This window comes from Streptomyces sp. NPDC048269, from assembly GCF_040652395.1.
In the GTDB taxonomy this organism is placed as follows: Bacteria; Actinomycetota; Actinomycetes; order Streptomycetales; family Streptomycetaceae; genus Streptomyces.
The window spans coordinates 231,981-251,805 of the sequence record NZ_JBEZLW010000002.1; the positions used below are offsets into that span (position 1 = coordinate 231,981).

At 72.2% G+C, this 19,825-nt stretch carries 18 protein-coding genes, 1 tRNA gene and 2 pseudogenes; 10 read left to right on the forward strand and 11 right to left on the reverse strand.

Features of this window, described 5'->3' with window-relative positions:
* Positions 1-58 precede the first annotated feature (58 nt).
* Positions 59-1,204, forward strand: a complete 1,146-nt coding sequence (locus tag AB0D48_RS03200) for an acyl-CoA dehydrogenase family protein (RefSeq protein ID WP_362390183.1) — start codon at positions 59-61, stop codon at positions 1,202-1,204.
* Entirely contained in the window at positions 1,204-2,193 is a 990-nt protein-coding gene (locus AB0D48_RS03205; protein ID WP_362390185.1) for an acyl-CoA dehydrogenase family protein, read from the forward strand. Before AB0D48_RS03200 ends, AB0D48_RS03205 begins: the two co-directional genes overlap by 1 nt.
* Positions 2,194-2,264: 71 nt before the next feature.
* On the opposite strand, the gene AB0D48_RS03210 is transcribed toward AB0D48_RS03205, so the two are convergent.
* Positions 2,265-3,053 carry a class I SAM-dependent methyltransferase gene (locus AB0D48_RS03210; protein WP_362390187.1) on the reverse strand — a complete coding sequence of 263 codons (789 nt, stop codon included), beginning with the start codon at positions 3,051-3,053 and terminating at the stop codon, positions 2,265-2,267.
* A gap of 149 nt (positions 3,054-3,202) precedes the next feature.
* On the opposite strand from AB0D48_RS03210, the gene AB0D48_RS03215 reads away from it, so the two are divergent.
* Positions 3,203-3,652, forward strand: a complete 450-nt coding sequence (locus tag AB0D48_RS03215; protein ID WP_362390189.1) for a hypothetical protein — start codon at positions 3,203-3,205, stop codon at positions 3,650-3,652.
* Here the strand turns inward: AB0D48_RS03215 and AB0D48_RS03220 are convergent.
* A complete protein-coding gene (locus tag AB0D48_RS03220; RefSeq protein ID WP_362390191.1) occupies positions 3,645-3,992 on the reverse strand; it encodes a hypothetical protein in 348 nt (115 codons plus the stop codon). The genes AB0D48_RS03215 and AB0D48_RS03220 overlap by 8 nt on opposite strands.
* Positions 3,993-4,035: 43 nt before the next feature.
* On the reverse strand, positions 4,036-4,584 hold the full coding sequence (locus AB0D48_RS03225; RefSeq protein ID WP_362390193.1) for a hypothetical protein: 549 nt from the start codon (positions 4,582-4,584) through the stop codon (positions 4,036-4,038).
* Between the two features lie 44 nt (positions 4,585-4,628).
* Between AB0D48_RS03225 and AB0D48_RS03230 the strand changes: the two genes are divergently transcribed.
* Positions 4,629-4,699, forward strand: a tRNA-Ser gene (locus AB0D48_RS03230).
* Between the two features lie 37 nt (positions 4,700-4,736).
* On the opposite strand, the gene AB0D48_RS03235 is transcribed toward AB0D48_RS03230, so the two are convergent.
* Entirely contained in the window at positions 4,737-5,468 is a 732-nt protein-coding gene (locus tag AB0D48_RS03235) for a glucose 1-dehydrogenase (protein ID WP_362390195.1), read from the reverse strand.
* A 99-nt stretch (positions 5,469-5,567) separates the two neighbouring features.
* Here AB0D48_RS03235 and AB0D48_RS03240 point away from each other — a divergent pair, with 99 nt between their 5' ends.
* From AB0D48_RS03240 to AB0D48_RS03250, 3 genes are read left to right on the forward strand one after another with little or no spacing between them, the layout of a single operon-like run.
* Entirely contained in the window at positions 5,568-6,206 is a 639-nt protein-coding gene (locus AB0D48_RS03240) for a PadR family transcriptional regulator (protein ID WP_362390197.1), read from the forward strand.
* Positions 6,207-6,239: 33 nt separating this feature from the next.
* Entirely contained in the window at positions 6,240-6,968 is a 729-nt protein-coding gene (locus tag AB0D48_RS03245; RefSeq protein ID WP_362390199.1) for a VWA domain-containing protein, read from the forward strand.
* A gap of 36 nt (positions 6,969-7,004) precedes the next feature.
* A complete protein-coding gene (locus AB0D48_RS03250; protein ID WP_362390201.1) occupies positions 7,005-7,538 on the forward strand; it encodes a pyridoxamine 5'-phosphate oxidase family protein in 534 nt (177 codons plus the stop codon).
* On the opposite strand, the gene AB0D48_RS03255 is transcribed toward AB0D48_RS03250, so the two are convergent.
* Both AB0D48_RS03255 and AB0D48_RS03260 read right to left on the reverse strand, forming a co-directional pair.
* Positions 7,531-8,847 (reverse strand): DUF1906 domain-containing protein, encoded by a 1,317-nt coding sequence (locus tag AB0D48_RS03255; RefSeq protein WP_362390203.1) that lies wholly within the window; start codon positions 8,845-8,847, stop codon positions 7,531-7,533. The genes AB0D48_RS03250 and AB0D48_RS03255 overlap by 8 nt on opposite strands.
* Before the next feature lie 79 nt (positions 8,848-8,926).
* Positions 8,927-9,721: a hypothetical protein gene (locus AB0D48_RS03260; protein ID WP_362390205.1), complete on the reverse strand. Its 795-nt coding sequence runs from the start codon at positions 9,719-9,721 to the stop codon at positions 8,927-8,929.
* A 67-nt stretch (positions 9,722-9,788) separates the two neighbouring features.
* Here AB0D48_RS03260 and AB0D48_RS03265 point away from each other — a divergent pair.
* Positions 9,789-10,144: pseudogene (locus AB0D48_RS03265) on the forward strand (helix-turn-helix domain-containing protein); the annotation flags it as partial.
* Here AB0D48_RS03265 and AB0D48_RS03270 read toward each other — a convergent pair.
* Together AB0D48_RS03270 and AB0D48_RS03275 are read right to left on the reverse strand one after the other, a co-directional pair.
* Positions 10,099-10,539 carry a GNAT family N-acetyltransferase gene (locus AB0D48_RS03270; RefSeq protein ID WP_362390207.1) on the reverse strand — a complete coding sequence of 147 codons (441 nt, stop codon included), beginning with the start codon at positions 10,537-10,539 and terminating at the stop codon, positions 10,099-10,101. The pseudogene AB0D48_RS03265 and the gene AB0D48_RS03270 overlap by 46 nt on opposite strands.
* A gap of 40 nt (positions 10,540-10,579) precedes the next feature.
* Positions 10,580-10,735 carry a hypothetical protein gene (locus tag AB0D48_RS03275; protein ID WP_362390503.1) on the reverse strand — a complete coding sequence of 52 codons (156 nt, stop codon included), beginning with the start codon at positions 10,733-10,735 and terminating at the stop codon, positions 10,580-10,582.
* Positions 10,736-11,086: 351 nt separating this feature from the next.
* Here AB0D48_RS03275 and AB0D48_RS03280 point away from each other — a divergent pair.
* Positions 11,087-11,206: pseudogene (locus AB0D48_RS03280) on the forward strand (GntR family transcriptional regulator); the annotation flags it as partial.
* 171 nt (positions 11,207-11,377) lie between these two features.
* On the opposite strand, the gene AB0D48_RS03285 reads toward AB0D48_RS03280, so the two are convergent.
* The 3 genes from AB0D48_RS03285 to AB0D48_RS03295 all read right to left on the reverse strand — a co-directional run bounded on the left by AB0D48_RS03285 (position 11,378) and on the right by AB0D48_RS03295 (position 18,490).
* Positions 11,378-12,838: a glutamate synthase subunit beta gene (locus AB0D48_RS03285; RefSeq protein ID WP_362390209.1), complete on the reverse strand. Its 1,461-nt coding sequence runs from the start codon at positions 12,836-12,838 to the stop codon at positions 11,378-11,380.
* Positions 12,831-17,372, reverse strand: a complete 4,542-nt coding sequence (gene gltB / locus AB0D48_RS03290; protein ID WP_362390465.1) for a glutamate synthase large subunit — start codon at positions 17,370-17,372, stop codon at positions 12,831-12,833. The genes AB0D48_RS03285 and gltB overlap by 8 nt, the downstream gene beginning before the upstream one ends.
* Positions 17,373-17,758: 386 nt before the next feature.
* Complete coding sequence (locus AB0D48_RS03295; RefSeq protein ID WP_362390211.1) at positions 17,759-18,490, reverse strand: VIT1/CCC1 transporter family protein; 732 nt, start codon at positions 18,488-18,490, stop codon at positions 17,759-17,761.
* A 246-nt stretch (positions 18,491-18,736) separates the two neighbouring features.
* Between AB0D48_RS03295 and AB0D48_RS03300 the strand changes: the two genes are divergently transcribed.
* Complete coding sequence (locus tag AB0D48_RS03300; protein WP_362390213.1) at positions 18,737-19,723, forward strand: ADP-ribosylglycohydrolase family protein; 987 nt, start codon at positions 18,737-18,739, stop codon at positions 19,721-19,723.
* The last annotated feature ends 102 nt before the right edge of the window (positions 19,724-19,825 follow it).

Here is a 19,825-nt window from a genome sequence, read left to right on the forward strand (position 1 = left end):
TACGTTAACCTACCAAACACTTGTTAGGGAAGCTGCTGGTGGAGGAGGCGGACACCTGATGGACCTGACCCAGACGGCGGAGGTGGAGGCCTTCCGGGCGGAAGCCCGGGCATGGCTGGCCGCCCACGTGCCCGCCGAGCCCCCGGCCTCCCTGGAGACGGAGGAGGGTTTCGCCGCGCACCGGGAGTGGGAGGCGCTCCTGCACGCGGACCGCTGGTCGGTGGTGTCCTGGCCCGAGGAGTACGGGGGCCGGGGCGCGGACATCGTGAAGTGGCTGGTGTTCGAGGAGGAGTACTGGGCGGCGGGCGCACCCGGCCGGGTCTCGCAGAACGGCATCAGCCTCCTCGCCCCGACCCTCTTCGACCACGCGACGCACGAGCAGCGGGCGCGGGTGCTGCCCTCCATGGCGAGCGGCGAGGTGATCTGGGCCCAGGCATGGTCGGAGCCGGAGTCGGGCTCCGACCTGGCCTCGCTGACGTCACGGGCGGTCCGCACGGGCGGCGGCTGGCTGCTGTCCGGGCAGAAGACGTGGTCCTCGCGTGCGGCGTTCGCGGACCGCGCCTTCGGCATCTTCCGGACGGACCCGGACGCGCCGAAACCGCACCAGGGGCTCACGTACCTGATGTTCGACCTGCGGGCGCGCGGGGTGACCGTGCGGCCCATCGGCCGCCTGGACGGCAAGCCGGCCTTCGCGGAGCTCTTCCTCGACCAGGTCTTCGTACCGGACGAGGACGTGATCGGGGAGCCGGGGCAGGGCTGGCGGATCGCGATGTCCACCACCGGCAACGAGCGGGGGCTCACCCTGCGCTCCCCCGGCCGGTTCCTGGCGGCGGCGGACCGGCTCGCCGCCCTGTGGCGGGAGCGGGGCCATCCGTCCGACACCGCGCTGCGGGACCGGGTGGCGGACGCGGTGGTCGGGGCGCGCGCCTACGAGCTGTTCACCTGGGCGGGCGCCTCGCGCTTCGCCGCGGGAGGGACGATCGGCGCCGAGTCCAGCCTGAACAAGGTGTTCTGGTCCCAGTACGACATCGCCCTGCACGAGACGGCGCTGGACCTGCTGGGGCCGGACGCGGAGCTCGCCGGGGGAGAGTGGGCCGAGCCGTGGGTCTTCTCGCTCGCGGGGCCCATCTACGCGGGGACCAACGAGATCCAGCGCGACATCATCGCCGAGCGGCTGCTCGGCCTTCCGAAGGGCCGCCGCTGATGCGCTTCCTGCCGACCGACGAACAGTCGGACTTCGCCCGTACGCTGCGCTCCCTGCTGGGCTCGGCGGACGTCCCGGTGGCGGTACGGGCCTGGGCGGGCGGCGGGCACGGGCCGGGGCGGGCGATCTGGGCCAGGCTCGCAGGGACGGGCCTGTTCGCGCTGGCCGTGCCGGAGCCGTACGACGGCGCGGGGCCGCTCCCGCTGGAACTGGCCCTCGGCTTCGTGGAACTGGGCCGGGCCGGGGTGCCGGGGCCGGTGGTGGAGACGGCGGCCGCGTCGGTGCTCCTGTCCGAGCTGGGTGACGAGGGGCCGGCGAAACGCTTCCTCCCGGGGCTGGTCACGGGCGAGGCCTCGGCCACGCTGACGCTGCCTGACGGGAGTCCGTACGCCCTGGACGCGGATGCGGCGACGTACTGCTTCACGGTGTCGCGGGCGGGTGAGCTCCGCCTGGCGGACTCGGCGGCGGGCGAGCCGCTGGCCTCGCTGGACCCGGCCCGCAGGCTCTCGGTCCCGTCGGGGGGCGGGGAACTGCTGGCGGCGGGCCCGGCCGTTGCGGCGGCGGCGCGGACGGCCGGGCGCTGGGCCCGGCTGCTGACAGCGGCCCAGTGCCTGGGCGTGGGCGAGGCGATGCTGGCCCGGACGGTGGAGTACGCGAAGCAGCGCACGCAGTTCGGGACGCCGATCGGCTCCTTCCAGGCGGTCAAGCACCGCCTGGCGGACACCCTGCTGGGTCTGGAGTTCGCCCGGCCGCTGCTCTGGGCGGCGGCGCTGACCCTGACCCCGGGCGACGTGGCGGCGGCGAAGCTGAGCACGGGCGAGGCCTCGTACGCCGCGGCGCGCACGGCCCTCCAACTGCACGGCGCGGTCGGTTACACGGAGGAGCTGGACCTCTCCCTGTGGCTGCGCAAGGCCCGCCCGCTGCGCGACGCGTGGGGCACACCCTCGGCGTGCCGGGCGGAGGTCGCGCGGTCCTTCGGCCGGTCCTGAGCCCCGGTCCTGGAGCCGTTCTCACCCAGCCCTTCAGCCGCGAGAGCGGTGATGCGTGACGAGAGCGGTGTTCACATCCGGGCGACGCTGAGGCTCACGACGTAGCGCTCCTCGACGGACCCGTCGGGGAAGAGCGCGAGCAGCCGGGCCCGCTCGGCGTCCGTGAACTCCCGGGTTCCGGACTCGCCGAGGAGCAGGAAGGCGGAATGGCTGGCCAGGTTGGCGAGGTGGTCGTCCAGCGGGATGCGCCGGGACCACCGCACGGAGCGGGTGGCGAAGCCGCCGAGGCCGCGCGGCAGGGTACGGAAGGTGTTCGTGTCGCCCCCGTCGGCCCCGTCGGCCCCGTCGGCCCCCTCGGCCCCCTCGGCCCCCTCGGCCCCCTCGGCCCCGAAGAAGACGCGGAGCCGCTCGCCCTGCCCCGCGATCCACGGGACTTCGGCGTCCAAGTCGTTCCACCAGATCGCGAGCGCGCCGCCGGGGCGCAGGACGCGGCGGGCCTCGGGGACGGAGCGTGCCGGGTCGGTCCAGTGCCAGGCCTGGGCATAGGTGAGCAGGTCGAACGCCCCGTCGGCCAGCGGCAGCCGGTCGCCGTCCCCGCGTACGAGCGGGATCCCGGGGTTCGCCCGCCGGAACTCGGCGGCCATGCCGTCCCCCGGCTCCACGGCGACGACCTCGGCCCCGCGCGCGTGCAGCAGCGCGGTGGCGATCCCGGTCCCCGCCCCCACGTCGGCCACCCGCGCCCCGGCGAGCGGCCGGCCGGCGAGCTCCTCGACGGCGTCGAAGAGCTCTGCCGGGTACCCGGGGCGGTGCGCCTGGTAGAGCACGGCTGCGGAATCGAAGGACCGGGCGCGTTTCGTCATGCGGCCATTGTTTCGATCACGCCCTACGGCGCCAAGATGAGGGCCCCGTACGGGATGTGATGGGATCTTCGTGTTCGAACGAACGACGACGAACCACGAACGACGAACGACGAGCGACGGACGACGGACGAAGAACGAGGTACAGGACCATGCGCAGGACGATGACGGGGATGACGCTGTGTGCCGCGGCGGTGGCGCTGCTCACCGGCTGCGGGAGCGACACCCCGAAGGGCGCCGTGGACAACGGGAAGCCCGCGGCGTCCCGGAGCCCCGCGTCGCCCTCCCCGGCGGCCAAGACCGGCGGCGCGACGCACGAGGTGACCCTGGAGGTCGGCGGTACGGGAAGGACGGCGGTCATGTACAGCGGCGTCGACAGCGGCTTCGAGCAGCAGACCCTGCCGTGGACGAAGACGGGCACCGTCGAACTCACCGCCGCGGAGCAGAAGGTGGGCTACCTCGTGAACGTCGTTCCGGGCACGATCACGGGCCCCGACGGCAAGCTCCAGCAGGCCCCCTGCGTCATCAAGGTCGACGGCAAGCAGGTCGCGGAGAGCGACGGCGTCAAGAACACCAAGGGCTGCTCGTACACGATCAAGTAGGGCGGTACTCGCGCACGACCTCGATGCGGCCGACGATGTGCGCGTTGAACTCGTCGAGGTCCTCCGCCGGGACCCAGAGCTCCAGGATGGTCTCGCCGCCGGCCTGCCGGACCGGGTAGCGCGCGAGGAAGGCCGAGTCGACCTCGAACCGGGTCACGAAGCCCGCCCCGTCGTGCTTGACGTTCCAGTCCCGGGCGATGCGGATCGCGTAGTCCTCGTTCAGGACCGGGTAGAAGATCGGCTGCTCGGGCAGGCGCGGCGGCCAGGCACGCCAGTCGAGGGCGCGGACCAGGTCGAGCTCGACGGGGCCCGTGGGGCGCCAGAGAGTGGTCGTGGACATGCCGCGACCTTAGAGGTCCGGCCAAGGCGTTGACCAGCGGTTTTCAGGCCCGGGGGCGGCGCAGGGAGAACCACCCGAGGGTGGCCGTCTGGAGCAGGAGCAGGGCTCCGGTGCCGGTCGCCTGCCACAGCGGCCGGTCCGGGCGGCCGCCCACGGACCACCCCGGGCCGTCGGGGTCCGCCGTCACCGTGAGGCGGGCGCCGACCGCGAGGTCCATGGAGACCGGGCCGGGCAGCTCGCGGCCCGCCGCCGTACGCAGGCGCAGCGACGGGGAGTGGCCCGAGCCGTCCTCCACCATCGTGCGCGAGGCGACCACCGCCACCTCTTCGCCCCGGTCGTGGAGGGTGTACCGGTCCCAGGTGATCCCGCCGAGCACCGCGACCCCGACCGCGGTGAGCGCGACGGCGGTACGCGCCATGAACTCGGCGTCCGTGCCGTGCGGTACGGCGGCGCCGACGACGAAGACGGCCAGCAGGACCGGGATCCAGGCACCTCCGGGGCCCCGGAGCAGCCAGACGGCGCCGAACTCCGCTGTCAGGAGAAGGCAGTTGCGGAGCAACGCCCCCGGCAGCCTCCGTGTCAGTTCGACCATGAACACATCATGCCTGGGGCCCGGCTGGGATCCGAGGCACGGGCGGGGGCGTAGCACAGAGGCAGTGCGCCTGCTCCACTACAGGAGGACGCCGGTTCGCATCCGGCCGCCCCGCCCGCCCGCTCCGGCCGCTGCCGCCCGCGGCACCGCCGTCAGGCGGTCGTCATTCCGCCGTCCACGGTGAACTCCGCGCCCGTCACGTACGAGGACGCGTCCGAGCAGAGGAAGAGGACCAGCTCCCCGACCTCTTCCGGCCGTCCCATCCGCCCCAGCGGTACGTGCGACCAGTCCCGGCCCGCGACCGCCCCGGCCACCATCGGCGTGTCGATGGCCCCCGGATGTACGGAGTTGACCCGGATCCGGTCCCCGGCCAGGTCCAGCGCCGCCGACCGGGTCAGCCCGCGCAGCCCGAACTTGGTGGACCCGTACGCCGCGTGACCCGGTATCCCGACCAGGCCGGCCGTCGAGGAGATGTTGACGACGGAGCCGCCCCCGCCCGCCCGCAGTACGGGCGCCACCGCCTGGATCCCGAGGAACGGCCCCAGGAGGTTGACCCGCAGCAGCGCCTCGAAGTCGTCGAGCCGCTGCTGCTCGACGTGCGCCGTGCGCCACAGGGCCGCGTTGTTGACCAGCGCCGAGATCGTGCCGAAGGCCGAGACGGCCGCGCGCACGACCCCCGCCCAGCTCGCCGCGTCGGCCACGTCGTGCCGGACGTAGAGCCCCTGGTCGCCCAGCGAGGCGGCCACCGCCCGGCCCTCGTCCTCCCGTACGTCCGTGACCACGACCCGTGCTCCCGCCTCCGCGCACAGCAGGGCCTCGGCCGCGCCCTGCCCGCGCCCGGCGCCGGTGATGACGACGACCTTCCCGTCGAGGGAAACACCCACGGCCCAGCCTCCCTTGGTCATTACTAATAGGAATACTTCTAGCAGTCATATCGAGAGGGAGGAAGGGTGCCGACGAAGACCGGTCGTAGACTGCGCCGCGTGGCAGACGAGCGCAGAAACGAGACCGCCGACCGGACGGGCACGGCGGGCGGGCGCGCGCTCCCCGCGACCAGCTGGGCGGTGCTCGGCCTGCTCTCCTTCGGAGAGGAACTCTCCGGCTACGACCTGAAGAAGCGGTCGGACCGGTCACTGCGCTTCTTCTACTGGAGCCCGTCCTTCAGCCAGATGTACAGCGAGCTCAAGCGGCTGGAGAAAGCCGGCTACGCCACCTCGCGGAAGGTCGCCCAGGAGAGCGGCGCCCGCGACAAGCGGGTGTACCGGATCACCGACGACGGCATGGCGGCCGTCCGGGAGTGGGTCCGCGAGGCCCCGGTCGACCCGCCCGTCCTCAAGCACGGGCCGATGCTGCGGCTGTGGCTGGGCCATCTGCTGGAGCCGGAGCAGATGCGCGAAGTCCTCGTACAGCAGCAGGAGTTCGCCGAGGAGATGCGACGCCGCGCGGTGGCCGACGCCGAGCGCGCGGAGGACGGCGCCGAGCGCGCTGAGGACGTGCCCCCGGTCGGGGCCCGGGCGTACCCGACGCTCACCCTCAGGTGGGCCGAGCGGTACTACGCCTCCGAACGCGATCTGGCCGCCGCCATGCTCGACGACATCGAGGAGCTCGGCACGCGCCGGTAGGCGCGCCGACGGGCCTCCCGTAACCTCGGCCGCATGACGGGCAGTGCGATCAGCCTCCGCAAGGTGGAGGAAACGGCTCCGGCGCTCGTGAGCCTCTACAAGAGCGCCGGGGTCTCCCTGCGCAAGTACGGCCTGGAGGGCGGGCGCGCGGCCGTCTACCTGGTGCTGGACTACTCAGGTTCGATGCGCCCGTACTACGAGGACGGCAGCGTGCAGGCCTTCGCCGACCGGGTGCTGGGCCTCTCCGCGCACCTGGACGACGACGGACGGGTGCCGGTGGTCTTCTTCTCCACGGAGGTCGACGCGGTGGAGGAGATCACTCTCGCCGGGCACGAAGGGAAGGTCACCGAGATCGCCTCCCGGCTCGGCCACATGGGCAAGACGGCCTACCACGCGGCGATGGACGCGGTGATCGACCACTACCTGGACGCGGGGTCCACGCAACCGGCCCTCGTGGTCTTCCAGACCGACGGCGGGCCGATCAACAAGCTCGCCGCCGAGAAGTACCTGTGCAAGGCGGCCCGCCTGCCGCTGTTCTGGCAGTTCGTCGGTTTCGGCAACACGCGCAGCACGCAGTTCGACTTCCTGCGCCGCCTGGACGAACTGCCCGTCCCGTCCCGGCGCGTGGTGGACAACGCGGGCTACTTCCACGCGGGGCCGCAGCCGCGCGCCGTCCCCGACCCGGAGCTCTACGACCGCCTCGTCGGCGAGTACCCGGCCTGGCTGGCGGCGGCGCGCGGGGCGGGCGTCGTGCGCGCCTGAGCGGCTGCCGGCGGAGCCGCACGCTTTGATGGACGTATGACGACGAACAACTGGGCAGCGTTCGAGAAGGCGGAGCCGGAGTTCGCAGCGGCCGTCCGGGCCCGCTTCGCGCAGTACCCGCACCATGTGCTGGCCACGCTCCGCAAGGACGGCTCCCCCCGGGTGGCCGGACTGAATGTCGACATCCGCGGCGGGGAGCTGTGGCTCGGCATGATGCCCGGCTCGATGAAGGCCCGCGACCTCCAGCGTGACCCGCGCTTCGCCCTGCACACCAATCCGGGCGCGGGCGAGGAGATGCCGGACGGGGACGTACGGATCTCCGGGCGCGCGGTGGAGCTGGTGGACCCGCCCGAGCTGCACCGGTACGCGGAGGAGACGGAGACCCCGCACCCCTTCCACCTCTTCCACGCCGACCTGACGGAGGTGCTCCACGTCGGCGTGGAAGGTGATGACCTGGTGCTGCGGTCGTGGACCCCGGCGGGCGGCCTGCACACGGTCCGCCGGGGCGATGACGACGAGCCGCCGCGGGAGGATCCGGCGCCGGGCGTCGCAGGTGAGGGGCCTAGCTGAGCGGGAAGGCGCCGACGGTCCCGATCGTGGAGGGATCGACGTCGACCCAGTTGCGGTCGATGTTGATGGTGACCCCGCCGTAGGTCGCGTCGTGGTCGCCGCGGAACTGGTGGGCACGGCGCGGGCCGTACCACTGGGTCGTGCCCTCGGGCAGGCCCATGTCGGCGTCGGTGACGGAGGCCTCGCCGTTCCAGCGGGCGACCCACAGCACGTCCGGCATGGCCTCGGGGGCCTGGTCGTGGTGGGCGCTCAGCGCCTGGGCCCCGGAGCTCGCCGAGACGTAGGCGGCGGAGCGGTAGCCGAGCTCGTGCAGCCGGACCGTCCAGCCGGTCAGGTAGGCGACGACGGGGGCGTCCCAGGTGTCCCGGTCGGTGTAGTTCTCCAGGTCGTTGTAGAGCACCGTGCCCGCGGCGAGGCCCAGCGACCCGGCCGCGTCCGCCGCTCCTTCGGCGGCGGACCGGCCCTGCTCGTCGGCCTCGGAGGGGTCGGTGGACAGGCCGGTGCTGGAACTGTTCCAGGGTTGGCGGCCCACCCAGATCGGCATGAGGTGCCAGCCCGCCTCGGCCTGCCGGCGTACCCAGGCGGCCGTGAGCTGCGGCTGGGCGCAGGCCCGGGCGCGGCCGCCGATGTAGATGCCGACGGCGCCGAAGGGGGAATCGGCCCGCCACGTGTCCATGGACGTCTGGGTCGGGGCGGTACAGGCGTCGAAGCCCTGGCCGGTGAAGGGCTCCTGGGCGTTGCGGGGTCCTGGGCCGCCTGTGGCCAGCGCGGGCTCGGCGGGCGGCGTGGGGGTGGCGACCGCGTCGGGTGCTCCCGGGGCGCCGGCGGGCAGGGCGCGGGCGCGCGCCAGGACCCTGCGTACGGCGTCGGGCGCGTCCCCGTAGGAGACGGTGGCCATGACCCCGGACCGGAGCAGGGCGTACCGCAGTTCGTTGCTGTCGGCCTTGGTCGGGTCCTCGGGCAGGGCGCTGCCGGAGTCCACGGTGACGGTCGGGATGTCGGCGCGCGGCGGGGCCGTGTCCAGGGGTTCGAGGTGCAGGGTGTCGGCACGGCCGGCGACGGCCCGGCCGGTGCATTCGGCCTGGGTGCCGGCGTGGCCGAGGTAGAGGGTGGGCAGGTCGAGGCGCAGGCACGCGCCGGGCTCGCGGTCGAGGTCGACGATCCGCCAGTCGGCGGGGACGGCGAGGCGCAGCCCGTGGTAATCGACGGTCCGCGCGTCGGCGGCGGTGGCGGCGGTGGCGGCCGGGAGGACGGGGATCAGCAGGGCGGCGCCGAGGAGGCCGCTGAGCAGCGTTCGGGTGGGGGCCATGATCCGGATAGTTACCAGACGGCGGGCGCGGCCGGGCTCCCCAACTTCGCCGAGGGGTCCCGCAGATGGTCCGTACGGCCTACGGCTGCGACTGGTCCTGGAAGGCGGGCAGGTCAAAGATCCGCTGCATGCCCTCCTCCGGCATGAGCTCGACGAGCGGCAGCACCAGCTCCCACAGGTCCTGCTCGGCTACCTCCCGGGCCAGCGCGTCCAGCTCGGTGTCACCCATTCCGGCGGCGGCGTCCGCCACCACCTGGCGGGCCTCCGCGGGCAGTACGCCGGCCAGCGGCAGGAACTCGCCCCACAGCCCTGCCGCCACGACGGCCCGGAGCACCGCGGCCAGTACGTCCGGATCCCGCAGGACTTCCAGCCGGGCCACGGCGAGCCGGTCCTCCTCGTCGAGCAGGGCGACGAGGGGCAGCAGGGCCTCCCAGAGCCCGGCTTCGTGTGCCACCCGCACGAGTGAGGCGAGCGCGGCCCCGTCGAGGCGGGCGGTGAGCCGGGCGATGCGCAGCCGCTGTTCCCCGTCGACCGCGGCGGCGACGGCGAGGGCCTCCTCCCAGAGCCCGGCGGCCGCGGCGGCGCGTACCACCGAGGCGGGCCGCTCGTCGCCCATGAGCTCCAGGATCCGCGGGAGCCGTTCGGGCAGGTCGACGTAGACCCGGGCGCGCAGCACGTCCGTGTCGTCGACCTGTTCCAGGATCTGCGAGAGCACCTGGTCCCGCAGGTGCCCGACGAACCGCCCCATGGTGAGGTGGTCGCGGTTCTCGGCGGGGACGACGGCTATCCGTACGACGAGCGCCTCGTCGGGGCGGTCCACGATCGCGGGGTCCTGCGCGGTCGAGGTGGGCGCACGACTCGCGGTGAAGGACACGGGCAGCTTGGCGATGATGCCGGCGGCCCTTCCCGCTTCCAGCCACCCGGCGACGGCGGCCGCGAGCCCGGGCCCGAGCGCGGCACCTCCCTCGCCGCCACCCGCGCCTGGGCGCTGGCCCGCCTGCACGAACCGACGACCCTGGCCGAGCTGGCCCGGCACGCGGGCACGAGCACCCGCACGCTGACCCGCCGCTTCCGCGCCGAGACGGGCCTCAGCCCCCTCCAGTGGCTGCTGCACCAGCGCCTGCACCGGGCCCGCGAGATCCTGGAGACCACCACCCTCCCGATGGACCAGGTGGCCGCCCGCAGCGGCCTCGGCACGGCGGACTCCCTGCGCACCCACCTCCACCGCCGCACGGGCCTCACCCCGAGCGCCTACCGCGCCGCCGCCCGCGCCATGAAGACGTCCACCGCGTCCTGAGCCTCCACCACGAACCCGTACCGCTCGTACAGCGCCTGCGCGGCGCTCCCCCGCAGCACGTTGAGCCGTACGGTCATCCCCTGCGCGTCCGCCCGCGCCAGCACCCCGCGCAGCACGCGGGACCCGATCCCCCGCCCCTGGTGCTCGGCCGCCAGGTAGAAGTGCTCCAGCAGCAACCCGCCCCCGTCGGGCCGCACGGTGAAGCACCCGACCACCTGCCCGCGGGCCACGAGGACGAACGAATGCTCGACGGAGAACGTTTCCCGCAGCCGCTGCCGCACCCGCTGGTCGTCGTACCGACCGAGCCGCTCCAGGTCCGCCCGCATGACATCGGCCCGCAACTCGGCCACCACCTCGACATCCCCGTCCCGCGGGGCCCTGACCTCTATGTCCATGCCCGAAGCATCCCAGCCACTTCGACGGTGTCCGCTCAGCTCATCCTCCTCTCACCCACCGCGCGAACTCGTCGGCCGGCCCGGCCGGATTGGCGAGCTCCGTCCGTCGCGCGACCGCCTCGAAATACTCCAGCTCATGCAGGATCACCGGAATCGGCCGGCCGAAGACCTTCTCGATCAGGCCGCGCCCGTGCATCTCGCAGGCGACATGCCGGCACACAGCGTCGTGCGCGGCCTCGAGCCCGCCGGCCAGCCGCGCGACCTCCTTCCCAGCCCTGCGGCCAGTCCTCCGGCTCCTCGTACCGGAGCCCGAGTTCCTCGACCCATTCCCTGGGCGCCGCCACTACATCGAGCTCGTTCTGCAGCCAGAAGGCATGGTTCCACCGCGCCTCCCCCGCATCCGAGGCACGCCCCAGACTCTTCCTCACCTGCGCCTCGGTGTGGTAACCGATGGTCACGACGGGCCGCCGGTGGTCCTCCCCCTCGTTCCAGACCAGGAAGGACAGCGCGTACACCTCCGCCGCCACCGACGCCGGCACGTTCCCCACGGCTGCCCGGAGACCTGCCGGTCCTGCGGACCCTCCGCACGGTGTACGGAGCAGACGAACGCCCCATCGAGGTCACCGTCATGGTGAAGGCCGGGCACCTGTACGCGCTCCAGTACTAGTTCACCCCCGAGTAGACGCCCCCGCACGCCACAGCGCCCGCCATCCCTGGTCGGAGACTTGGCGGGCGCTGTGTCGGAGTTCCGCACGTCATTGTGCGGACCGTATGAGGGGTCCTCCCGGGGGAGGGGTACTGCCGGTGGGTCCTCCCCGAAGGGAGGGGTACCGAGGGGTTACACCATCAGGGAGCGGTCCGTCGGCTTGACCGGGTACGGGAGGGCGCTCGTGCCCGTCAGGAAGCGGTCCACGCCGCGGGCGGCCGAACGGCCTTCCGCGATGGCCCACACGATGAGCGACTGGCCGCGGCCCGCGTCGCCGGCGACGAAGACGCCGTCCACGTTGGTCGCGTACGAGGAGTCGCGGACGATGTTGCCCCGGCCGTCCAGCTCCAGGCCGAACTGGTCCACCAGGCCGTTGGCCTGGTCGGTGCCCGTGAAGCCCATCGCCAGGGTGACCAGCTGCGCGGGGAGGACGCGCTCGGTGCCGGGCTTCTGGACGAGCTTGCCGTCGACGAACTCCACCTCGGCGAGGTGCAGCGCCTGGACGTTGCCGTCCTCGTCGCCCTCGAAGTGGGTGGTGGAGACGGAGTAGACCCGCTCGCCGCCCTCCTCGTGCGCCGAGGTGACCTTGTACAGCATGGGGAACGTCGGCCACGGCTGGTTGGCGTTACGGTCCTCGCCGGGCTTCGGCATGATCTCCAGCTGCGTGACCGAGGCCGCGCCCTGGCGGTGGGCGGTGCCGACGCAGTCCGCGCCGGTGTCGCCGCCGCCGATGACGACCACGTGCTTGCCCTCGGCCGTGATGGGGGGCGCCATGAAGTCGCCCTCCTGGACCTTGTTCGCGAGCGGCAGGTATTCCATCGCGAAGTGGATGCCGTTCAGCTCGCGCCCCGGGACCGGCAGGTCGCGGGAGACCGTGGCGCCGGCCGCGATGACGACCGCGTCGTACCGCTTGCGCAGCTGTACGGCGTCCAGGTCGCGGCCGATCTCCACGCCCGTGCGGAACTTGGTGCCCTCCGCGCGCATCTGCTCGATGCGGCGGTTGATGTGCACCTTCTCCATCTTGAACTCGGGGATGCCGTAGCGCAGCAGACCACCGATGCGGTCCGCGCGCTCGTACACCGCCACCGTGTGGCCGGCCCGCGTCAGCTGCTGGGCGGCGGCCAGGCCCGCCGGGCCCGAGCCGATGACCGCGACGGTCTTGCCGGACAGCCGCTCCGGCGCCTGCGGGGTGACGTCGCCGTTGTCCCAGGCCTTGTCGATGATCGAGACTTCGACGTTCTTGATGGTCACGGCGGGCTGGTTGATGCCCAGCACGCACGCCGACTCGCACGGAGCCGGGCACAGGCGGCCGGTGAACTCCGGGAAGTTGTTCGTCGCGTGCAGGCGCTCCGAGGCCGCGGCCCAGTCCTCGCGGTACGCGAAGTCGTTCCACTCCGGGATCAGGTTCCCCAGCGGGCACCCGTTGTGGCAGAACGGGATGCCGCAGTCCATGCAGCGGCCGGCCTGCTTGCTGATGATCGGGAGCAGCGAGCCCTTGACGTAGACCTCGTTCCAGTCCTTCAGGCGGTCGGCCACGGGACGGGAACAGGCGGTCTCGCGCGGGGTGGTGAGGAAGCCCTTCGGGTCAGCCATTGGTCGCCGCCTCCATCATCTTCTCGGTGGTCTCGGACTCCGAGAGTCCGGCCAGCTCAGCGGCGTCCTTGGCGGCGAGCACTGCCTTGTACGTGGTCGGGATGATCTTGCTGAAGCGGTCCACCGCGACGGACCAGTCAGCCAGGAGCTTCGCGGCCACGGTCGAGCCGGTCTCCTCCTCGTGGCGGCGCACCACATCGTGCAGCCACTGCTTGTCCGTGTCGGACAGGACGGTCTCGACGGCGCCGGCGTTGCCGACGTTGACGTTGTCCGGGTCGAGGTCGATGACGTACGCGACGCCGCCCGACATGCCGGCCGCGAAGTTGCGGCCCGTCTCGCCCAGGACGACCGCGTGACCGCCGGTCATGTACTCGCAGCCGTGGTCGCCCACGCCCTCCGAGACGACCAGCGCGCCGGAGTTGCGGACGCAGAAGCGCTCGCCGGTGCGGCCGCGCAGGAACATCTCGCCGCCGGTGGCTCCGTAGCCGATGGTGTTGCCGGCGATGGTCGAGTACTCGGCCAGGTGGTCGGCGCCCCGGTCGGGACGGACGATCACGCGGCCGCCGGAGAGGCCCTTGCCGACGTAGTCGTTGGCGTCGCCCTCCAGGCGCAGCGTGATGCCGCTCGGCAGGAAGGCGCCGAAGGACTGGCCGGCCGAACCGGTGAAGGTCAGGTCGATGGTGTCGGCGGGCAGGCCCGCGCCACCGAACTTCTTGGTGACCTGGTGGCCGAGCATGGTGCCGACGGTCCGGTTGATGTTGCGGATCGCGACCTGGGCGCGGACCGGCTGGGCGCTCTCTGCGGAGTCGGCGTTCAGCGCGTCGGCCGCGAGCTCGATCAGCTCGTTGTCGAGGGCCTTCTCCAGCCCGTGGTCCTGCTCGATAAGGGCGTGGCGGACCGCGCCCTCGGGCAGCTCGGGCACGTAGAAGAGCGGCTCCAGGTCGAGGCCCTGCGCCTTCCAGTGCGTGACGGCCTTGCTGGTGTCGAGCAGCTCGGCGTGACCGACGGCTTCCTCGATGGAGCGGAAGCCCAGCTCGGCGAGGAGCTCGCGCACCTCCTCCGCGATGAACTCGAAGAAGTTGACGACGAACTCGGGCTTGCCGGAGAAGCGCTCGCGCAGGACCGGGTTCTGCGTGGCGATGCCGACCGGGCAGGTGTCCAGGTGGCAGACGCGCATCATGACGCAGCCGGAGACGACGAGCGGCGCGGTCGCGAAACCGAACTCCTCGGCGCCGAGCAGCGCGGCGATGACGACGTCGCGGCCGGTCTTGAGCTGGCCGTCCGTCTGGACCACGATGCGGTCGCGCAGCCCGTTGAGCAGCAGGGTCTGCTGGGTCTCGGCGAGGCCGAGCTCCCAGGGACCGCCGGCGTGCTTCAGCGAGGTGAGCGGCGACGCGCCCGTACCGCCGTCGTGGCCGGAGATGAGGACGACGTCCGCGTGCGCCTTGGAGACACCCGCGGCGACCGTGCCCACGCCGACCTCGGAGACCAGCTTCACGTGGATGCGGGCGGCCGGGTTGGCGTTCTTGAGGTCGTGGATCAGCTGAGCCAGGTCCTCGATGGAGTAGATGTCGTGGTGCGGCGGCGGGGAGATCAGGCCGACGCCCGGGGTGGAGTGCCGGGTCTTGGCGACCCACGGGTAGACCTTGTGGCCGGGCAGCTGGCCGCCCTCGCCGGGCTTGGCACCCTGCGCCATCTTGATCTGGATGTCGTCCGCGTTGACCAGGTACTCGCTGGTGACACCGAAGCGGCCGGAGGCGACCTGCTTGATGGAGGAGCGGCGCGCCGGGTCGTACAGGCGGTCCGGGTCCTCGCCGCCCTCGCCGGTGTTGGACTTGCCGCCCAGCTGGTTCATGGCGATGGCGAGGGTCTCGTGCGCCTCCTTGGAGATGGAGCCGTACGACATGGCGCCGGTGGAGAAGCGCTTGACGATGTCGGCGACCGACTCGACCTCGTCGAGGGAGATCGAAGGGCGGTCGCTCTTGAAGCCGAACAGGCCGCGGAGCGTCATCAGGCGTTCGGACTGCTCGTTCACACGGTCCGTGTACTGCCGGAAGATGTCGTACCGGCGGTTGCGGGTGGCGTGCTGGAGGCGGAAGACCGTCTCCGGGTCGAACAGGTGCGGCTCGCCCTCGCGGCGCCACTGGTACTCGCCGCCGATCTCCAGCGCGCGGTGCGTGGCCGCGATGCCGGAGGCCGGGTACGCCTTGGCGTGGCGCGCGGCCACCTCCTTGGCGATGACGTCCAGGCCGGCGCCGCCGATCTTGGTGGCGGTGCCCTGGAAGTACGCGCCGACGAACTCCTCGTTCAGGCCGACGGCCTCGAAGACCTGGGCGCCGCGGTAGGAGGCGACGGTGGAGATGCCCATCTTGGACATGACCTTCAGGACGCCCTTGCCGAGCGCGTAGATCAGGTTCTTGATGGCCTGCTCCGGCTCCAGGCCGGACAGGAACGTTCCGGCGCGCAGCAGGTCCTCGACGGACTCCATGGCGAGGTACGGGTTCACGGCGGCGGCGCCGTAGCCGATGAGCAGCGCGACGTGGTGGACCTCGCGGACGTCACCGGCCTCGACCAGCAGACCCACCTGGGTGCGCTGCTTGGTGGCGATGAGGTGGTGGTGCACGGCGGAGGTGAGCAGCAGCGACGGGATCGGCGCGTGCTCGGCGTCCGAGTGGCGGTCCGACAGGACGATCAGGCGGGCGCCGGCCTCGATGGCGGCGTCGGCCTCGGTGCGGATCTCCGCGATCCGCGCGGCCAGCGCCTCGGCACCGCCGGAGACCCGGTAGAGGCCCGAGAGGGTGGCGGCCTTCATGCCCGGCATGTCGCCGTCGGCGTTGACGTGGATGAGCTTGGCCAGCTCGTCGTTGTCGATCACCGGGAAGGGCAGGGTGACGCTGCGGCAGGACGCGGCGGTCGGCTCCAGCAGGTTGCCCTGCGGGCCCAGCGAGGACAGCAGCGAGGTGACGAGCTCCTCGCGGATGGCGTCCAGCGGCGGGTTGGTGACCTGCGCGAACAGCTGGGTGAAGTAGTCGAAGAGCAGCCGGGGGCGCTCGGACAGGGCCGCGATCGGGGAGTCCGTGCCCATGGAGCCGAGCGGCTCGCCGCCGGTACGGGCCATCGGCGCGAGGATGACGCGCAGCTCTTCCTCGGTGTAGCCGAAGGTCTGCTGGCGGCGGGTGACCGAGGCGTGGGTGTGCACGATGTGCTCACGCTCGGGCAGGTCCGTCAGCTCGATCTCGCCGGTTTCCAGCCATTCGGCGTACGGAGCGGCGCCGGCCAGCTCGGCCTTGATCTCGTCGTCCTCGATGATCCGCTTCTGGGCGGTGTCGACGAGGAACATCTTGCCGGGCTGGAGGCGGCCCTTGCGGACGACCTTGGCCGGGTCGATGTCGAGCACGCCGACCTCGGAGCCGAGGACGACGAGGCCGTCGTCGGTGACCCAGTAGCGGCCGGGGCGCAGACCGTTGCGGTCGAGGACCGCGCCGACCTGGGTGCCGTCGGTGAAGGTGACGCAGGCCGGGCCGTCCCAGGGCTCCATCATCGTGGAGTGGTACTGGTAGAACGCGCGGCGTGCCGGGTCCATGGAGGTGTGGTTCTCCCACGCCTCCGGGATCATCATCAGCACGCTGTGCGGCAGCGACCGGCCGCCGAGGTGGAGCAGCTCCAGGACCTCGTCGAAGGAGGCCGAGTCGGAGGCGTCCGGGGTGCAGATCGGGAAGATCCGGTCCAGCGCGCCGTCGCCGAAGACGTCGGAGACGAGCTGGGACTCGCGGGCCTCCATCCAGTTGCGGTTGCCCTTGACCGTGTTGATCTCGCCGTTGTGCGCGACGAAGCGGTACGGGTGGGCGAGCGGCCAGGACGGGAAGGTGTTCGTCGAGAACCGCGAGTGGACCAGGGCCAGCGTCGACGCGAAGCGTCGGTCGGAGAGGTCCGGGAAGAAGGGCTCCAGCTGGCCGGTGGTCAGCATGCCCTTGTAGACGATGGTGCGGGCGGAGAGCGACGGGAAGTAGACCCCGGCCTCGCGCTCGGCGCGCTTGCGCAGCACGAAGGCCTTGCGGTCGAGCTCGATGCCCGTGCTGCCGTTGCTCACGAACAGCTGCGAGAACGCCGGCATGGTGGCGCGGGCGCCGTTGCCGAGCAGGTCCGGGCTGACCGGGACCTCGCGCCAGCCGAGGACCGTCAGGTTCTCCTCGGCGGCGATGGCCTCGATCTGCTCCACGGCGACGGCCTGTGCGGTGCCGTCGGCGGGGAGGAAGGCGATGCCGACGGCGTACGCGCCGGCCTCGGGGAGATCGAAACCGGCCACCTCGCGCAGGAAGGCGTCCGGCACCTGGGACAGGATGCCGGCGCCGTCGCCGGAGTCCGGCTCGGAGCCGGTCGCGCCGCGGTGCTCGAGGTTCCGCAATACGGTCAGCGCCTGCTCAACGAGGGTGTGGGTCGCCTCGCCGGTGAGGTTCGCCACGAAACCGACGCCACAGGCGTCCTTCTCGTTGCGCGGGTCGTACATGCCCTGCTGGGCGGGGCGACCGTCCATGGGCGACCAGGCAGTGGTGCTGGGGCCGGTCGCGGAGTGCGTGGATGCGGAACGCATCGGCTCTCCCGTCGTCGTCGTGGCATATGTGCATAGCCGAGGGACGACGTTGGCCCTCTGCGAAATTTCGTGCAGATTACATGATGACGACAATCCCGCGAAGTGGATATGGCGTTCCAGCATGCGGACACCGCACGAGGCAGATAAGAGGGGACCTTCGGGGACGTTTCACAACGTTTCGCAACGCTTCACGGGAACGAAGGGCCCGACGCGAGGTGGGCATCATTGCCCAGGCGCCCTGGTGTGATGCCCGGCGGACACGGGATCGAAACCGCCGGGTAACGGAGTACTTATGTTGCGTTCCGCATAGTGTCCCACTCCCTGCGCGGTCAGCCTACGGCTCCGCCGATCCAGGTTCCCAGGACGTACGTCACACCGGCGGCCGCGCCACCCAGTGCGAGCTGACGCAGACCGCTGTACCACCAGGACCGGGCCGTCACCCGGGAGACGATCGCGCCGCAGGCGAAGAGCCCGGCCAGCGCCAGCAGCACCGCCGGCCACAGGGACGTGGCGCCGAGCAGGTACGGCAGTACGGGGAGCAGCGCGCCCAGCGCGAACGAGCCGAAGGACGAGACGGCGGCGACGAGCGGCGAGGGCAGGTCGTCGGGGTCGATCCCGAGCTCCTCGCGGGCGTGTATCTCCAGGGCCTGCTCGGGATCGCGGGACAGCTGCACGGCGACCTCGCGGGCGAGCGCGGGCTCGACACCGCGGGAGACGTAGAGCTCGGCCAGCTCTTCCATCTCGTCGACGGGATGCTTGCGCAACTGCTGGCGCTCCACATCCAGTTCGGCGAGGACCAGCTCGCGCTGCGAGGCGACGGAGGTGTACTCGCCGGCCGCCATGGAGAAGGCGCCGGCGGCGAGGCCCGCGAGGCCGGTGATCACGATGGTGTGCGGGGCGACGGCGCCGCCGGCCACACCGGTCATCAGCGCGAGGTTGGAGACGAGCCCGTCCATGGCACCGAAGACGGCCGGCCGCAGCCATCCACCGTTGACGTCGCGGTGGGTGTGGTTGTCGCGGTGGGCGGTGTGCAGCGGTGCTTCGATGTCGATGATGGACATACGGATATCTCCCCATTTGTGCGAACGGGCGCCGCGAGACACCCCGCTCCCCCTGAACACCTCGAAACTACGCACGATTTCTGCTGCCCGCCAGCAAGGAAGGCCGTACTTACCTGGGCTTTTGGGGGTCGGCGACCGGGTGACGGGGATGTTCGCGGGGTGTTTCGCGGCGAGCGACAAACCTCATGTCATGGCACAAATCCCCCAAGGGCTCAATATGAGTCCCATCAAGTGGAGAGGCGCGCCATGGAGCTGATTGCATGCAATCCGCAGGTCCTCCTCGAACGGGCCAGGGGCGCTCTTCTGGGCCTCGCGGTGGGCGACGCGCTGGGCGCCCCCGCGGAGAACATGAAGCCGTCGGAGATCCGGGCGAAGTGGGGCCGCATCGAGGGATTCGTCTCGGAGGACCCGGCGGGCACGGACGACACCGAGTACGCGATCTTCTCGGGCCTGCTGCTGGCCCGGCACGGCTCGGCGCTGACCGTCTCCCACGTGGAGCGGGCCTGGCACCACTGGATCGCCGACCTGGACGAGGGCCCGTTCCGCGGCGCGGGATTCTCGGAGCGCGGCACCCTTGAGAACCTCCGCCGGGGCCTGGCGGCCCCCATCTCGGCGCAGCACCGGCACGCGTGGTCGGACGGCCTGGCGATGCGGGCGGCCCCTTTCGGGGTGTTCGCCGCCGGCCGCCCGGCGGAGGCGGCGCGGCTCGTCGCCATCGACGGCTGCGTCAGCCACGACGGCGAGGGCATCTACGGGGGCCAGGCGGTGGCGGCGGGCGTGGCCGTGGCCATGGCGGGCGGCAGCCCCGCGTCGGTGGTCTCGGCGGCGCTGTCCGTCATCCCCTCGGACTCCTGGACGGCCCGGTCCCTGCGCCGGGCGGTGACCGCCGCGCCGCGCGGGGAACGGGCGGTGCGCTCGGCGGTGGTCATCGGCGGCTACCCCTGGACCGACCTGGCCCCTGAGGCGGTCGGCCTGGCCTTCGGCGCGTTCGCGGCGTGCCAGGGCGACTTCCCGTCCTCGGTCCTGACCGCGGTCAACATGGGCCGCGACGCGGACACCACGGCGGCGGTGGCGGGCGCCCTGGCCGGCGCGATGTCGGGCGCGGGGGCCGTCCCCCTGGCCTGGTCCTCGGCCATCGGCCCGGTCCGGGGCAGCTGCCTCCCCTCGATGCGGGGCTACCACGTCCTGGACATCGCGGACCTCCTCACCCCCGAATCCGAGGGCCCCCGATGACCCCACCCCCCTTCACCCCGACCCCGCCCCGCACCCCACCACCCCCACCCACGACCCACGACTCCACGCCGCCCTCCCCACCCCACTCCGGCCGGGACGCCA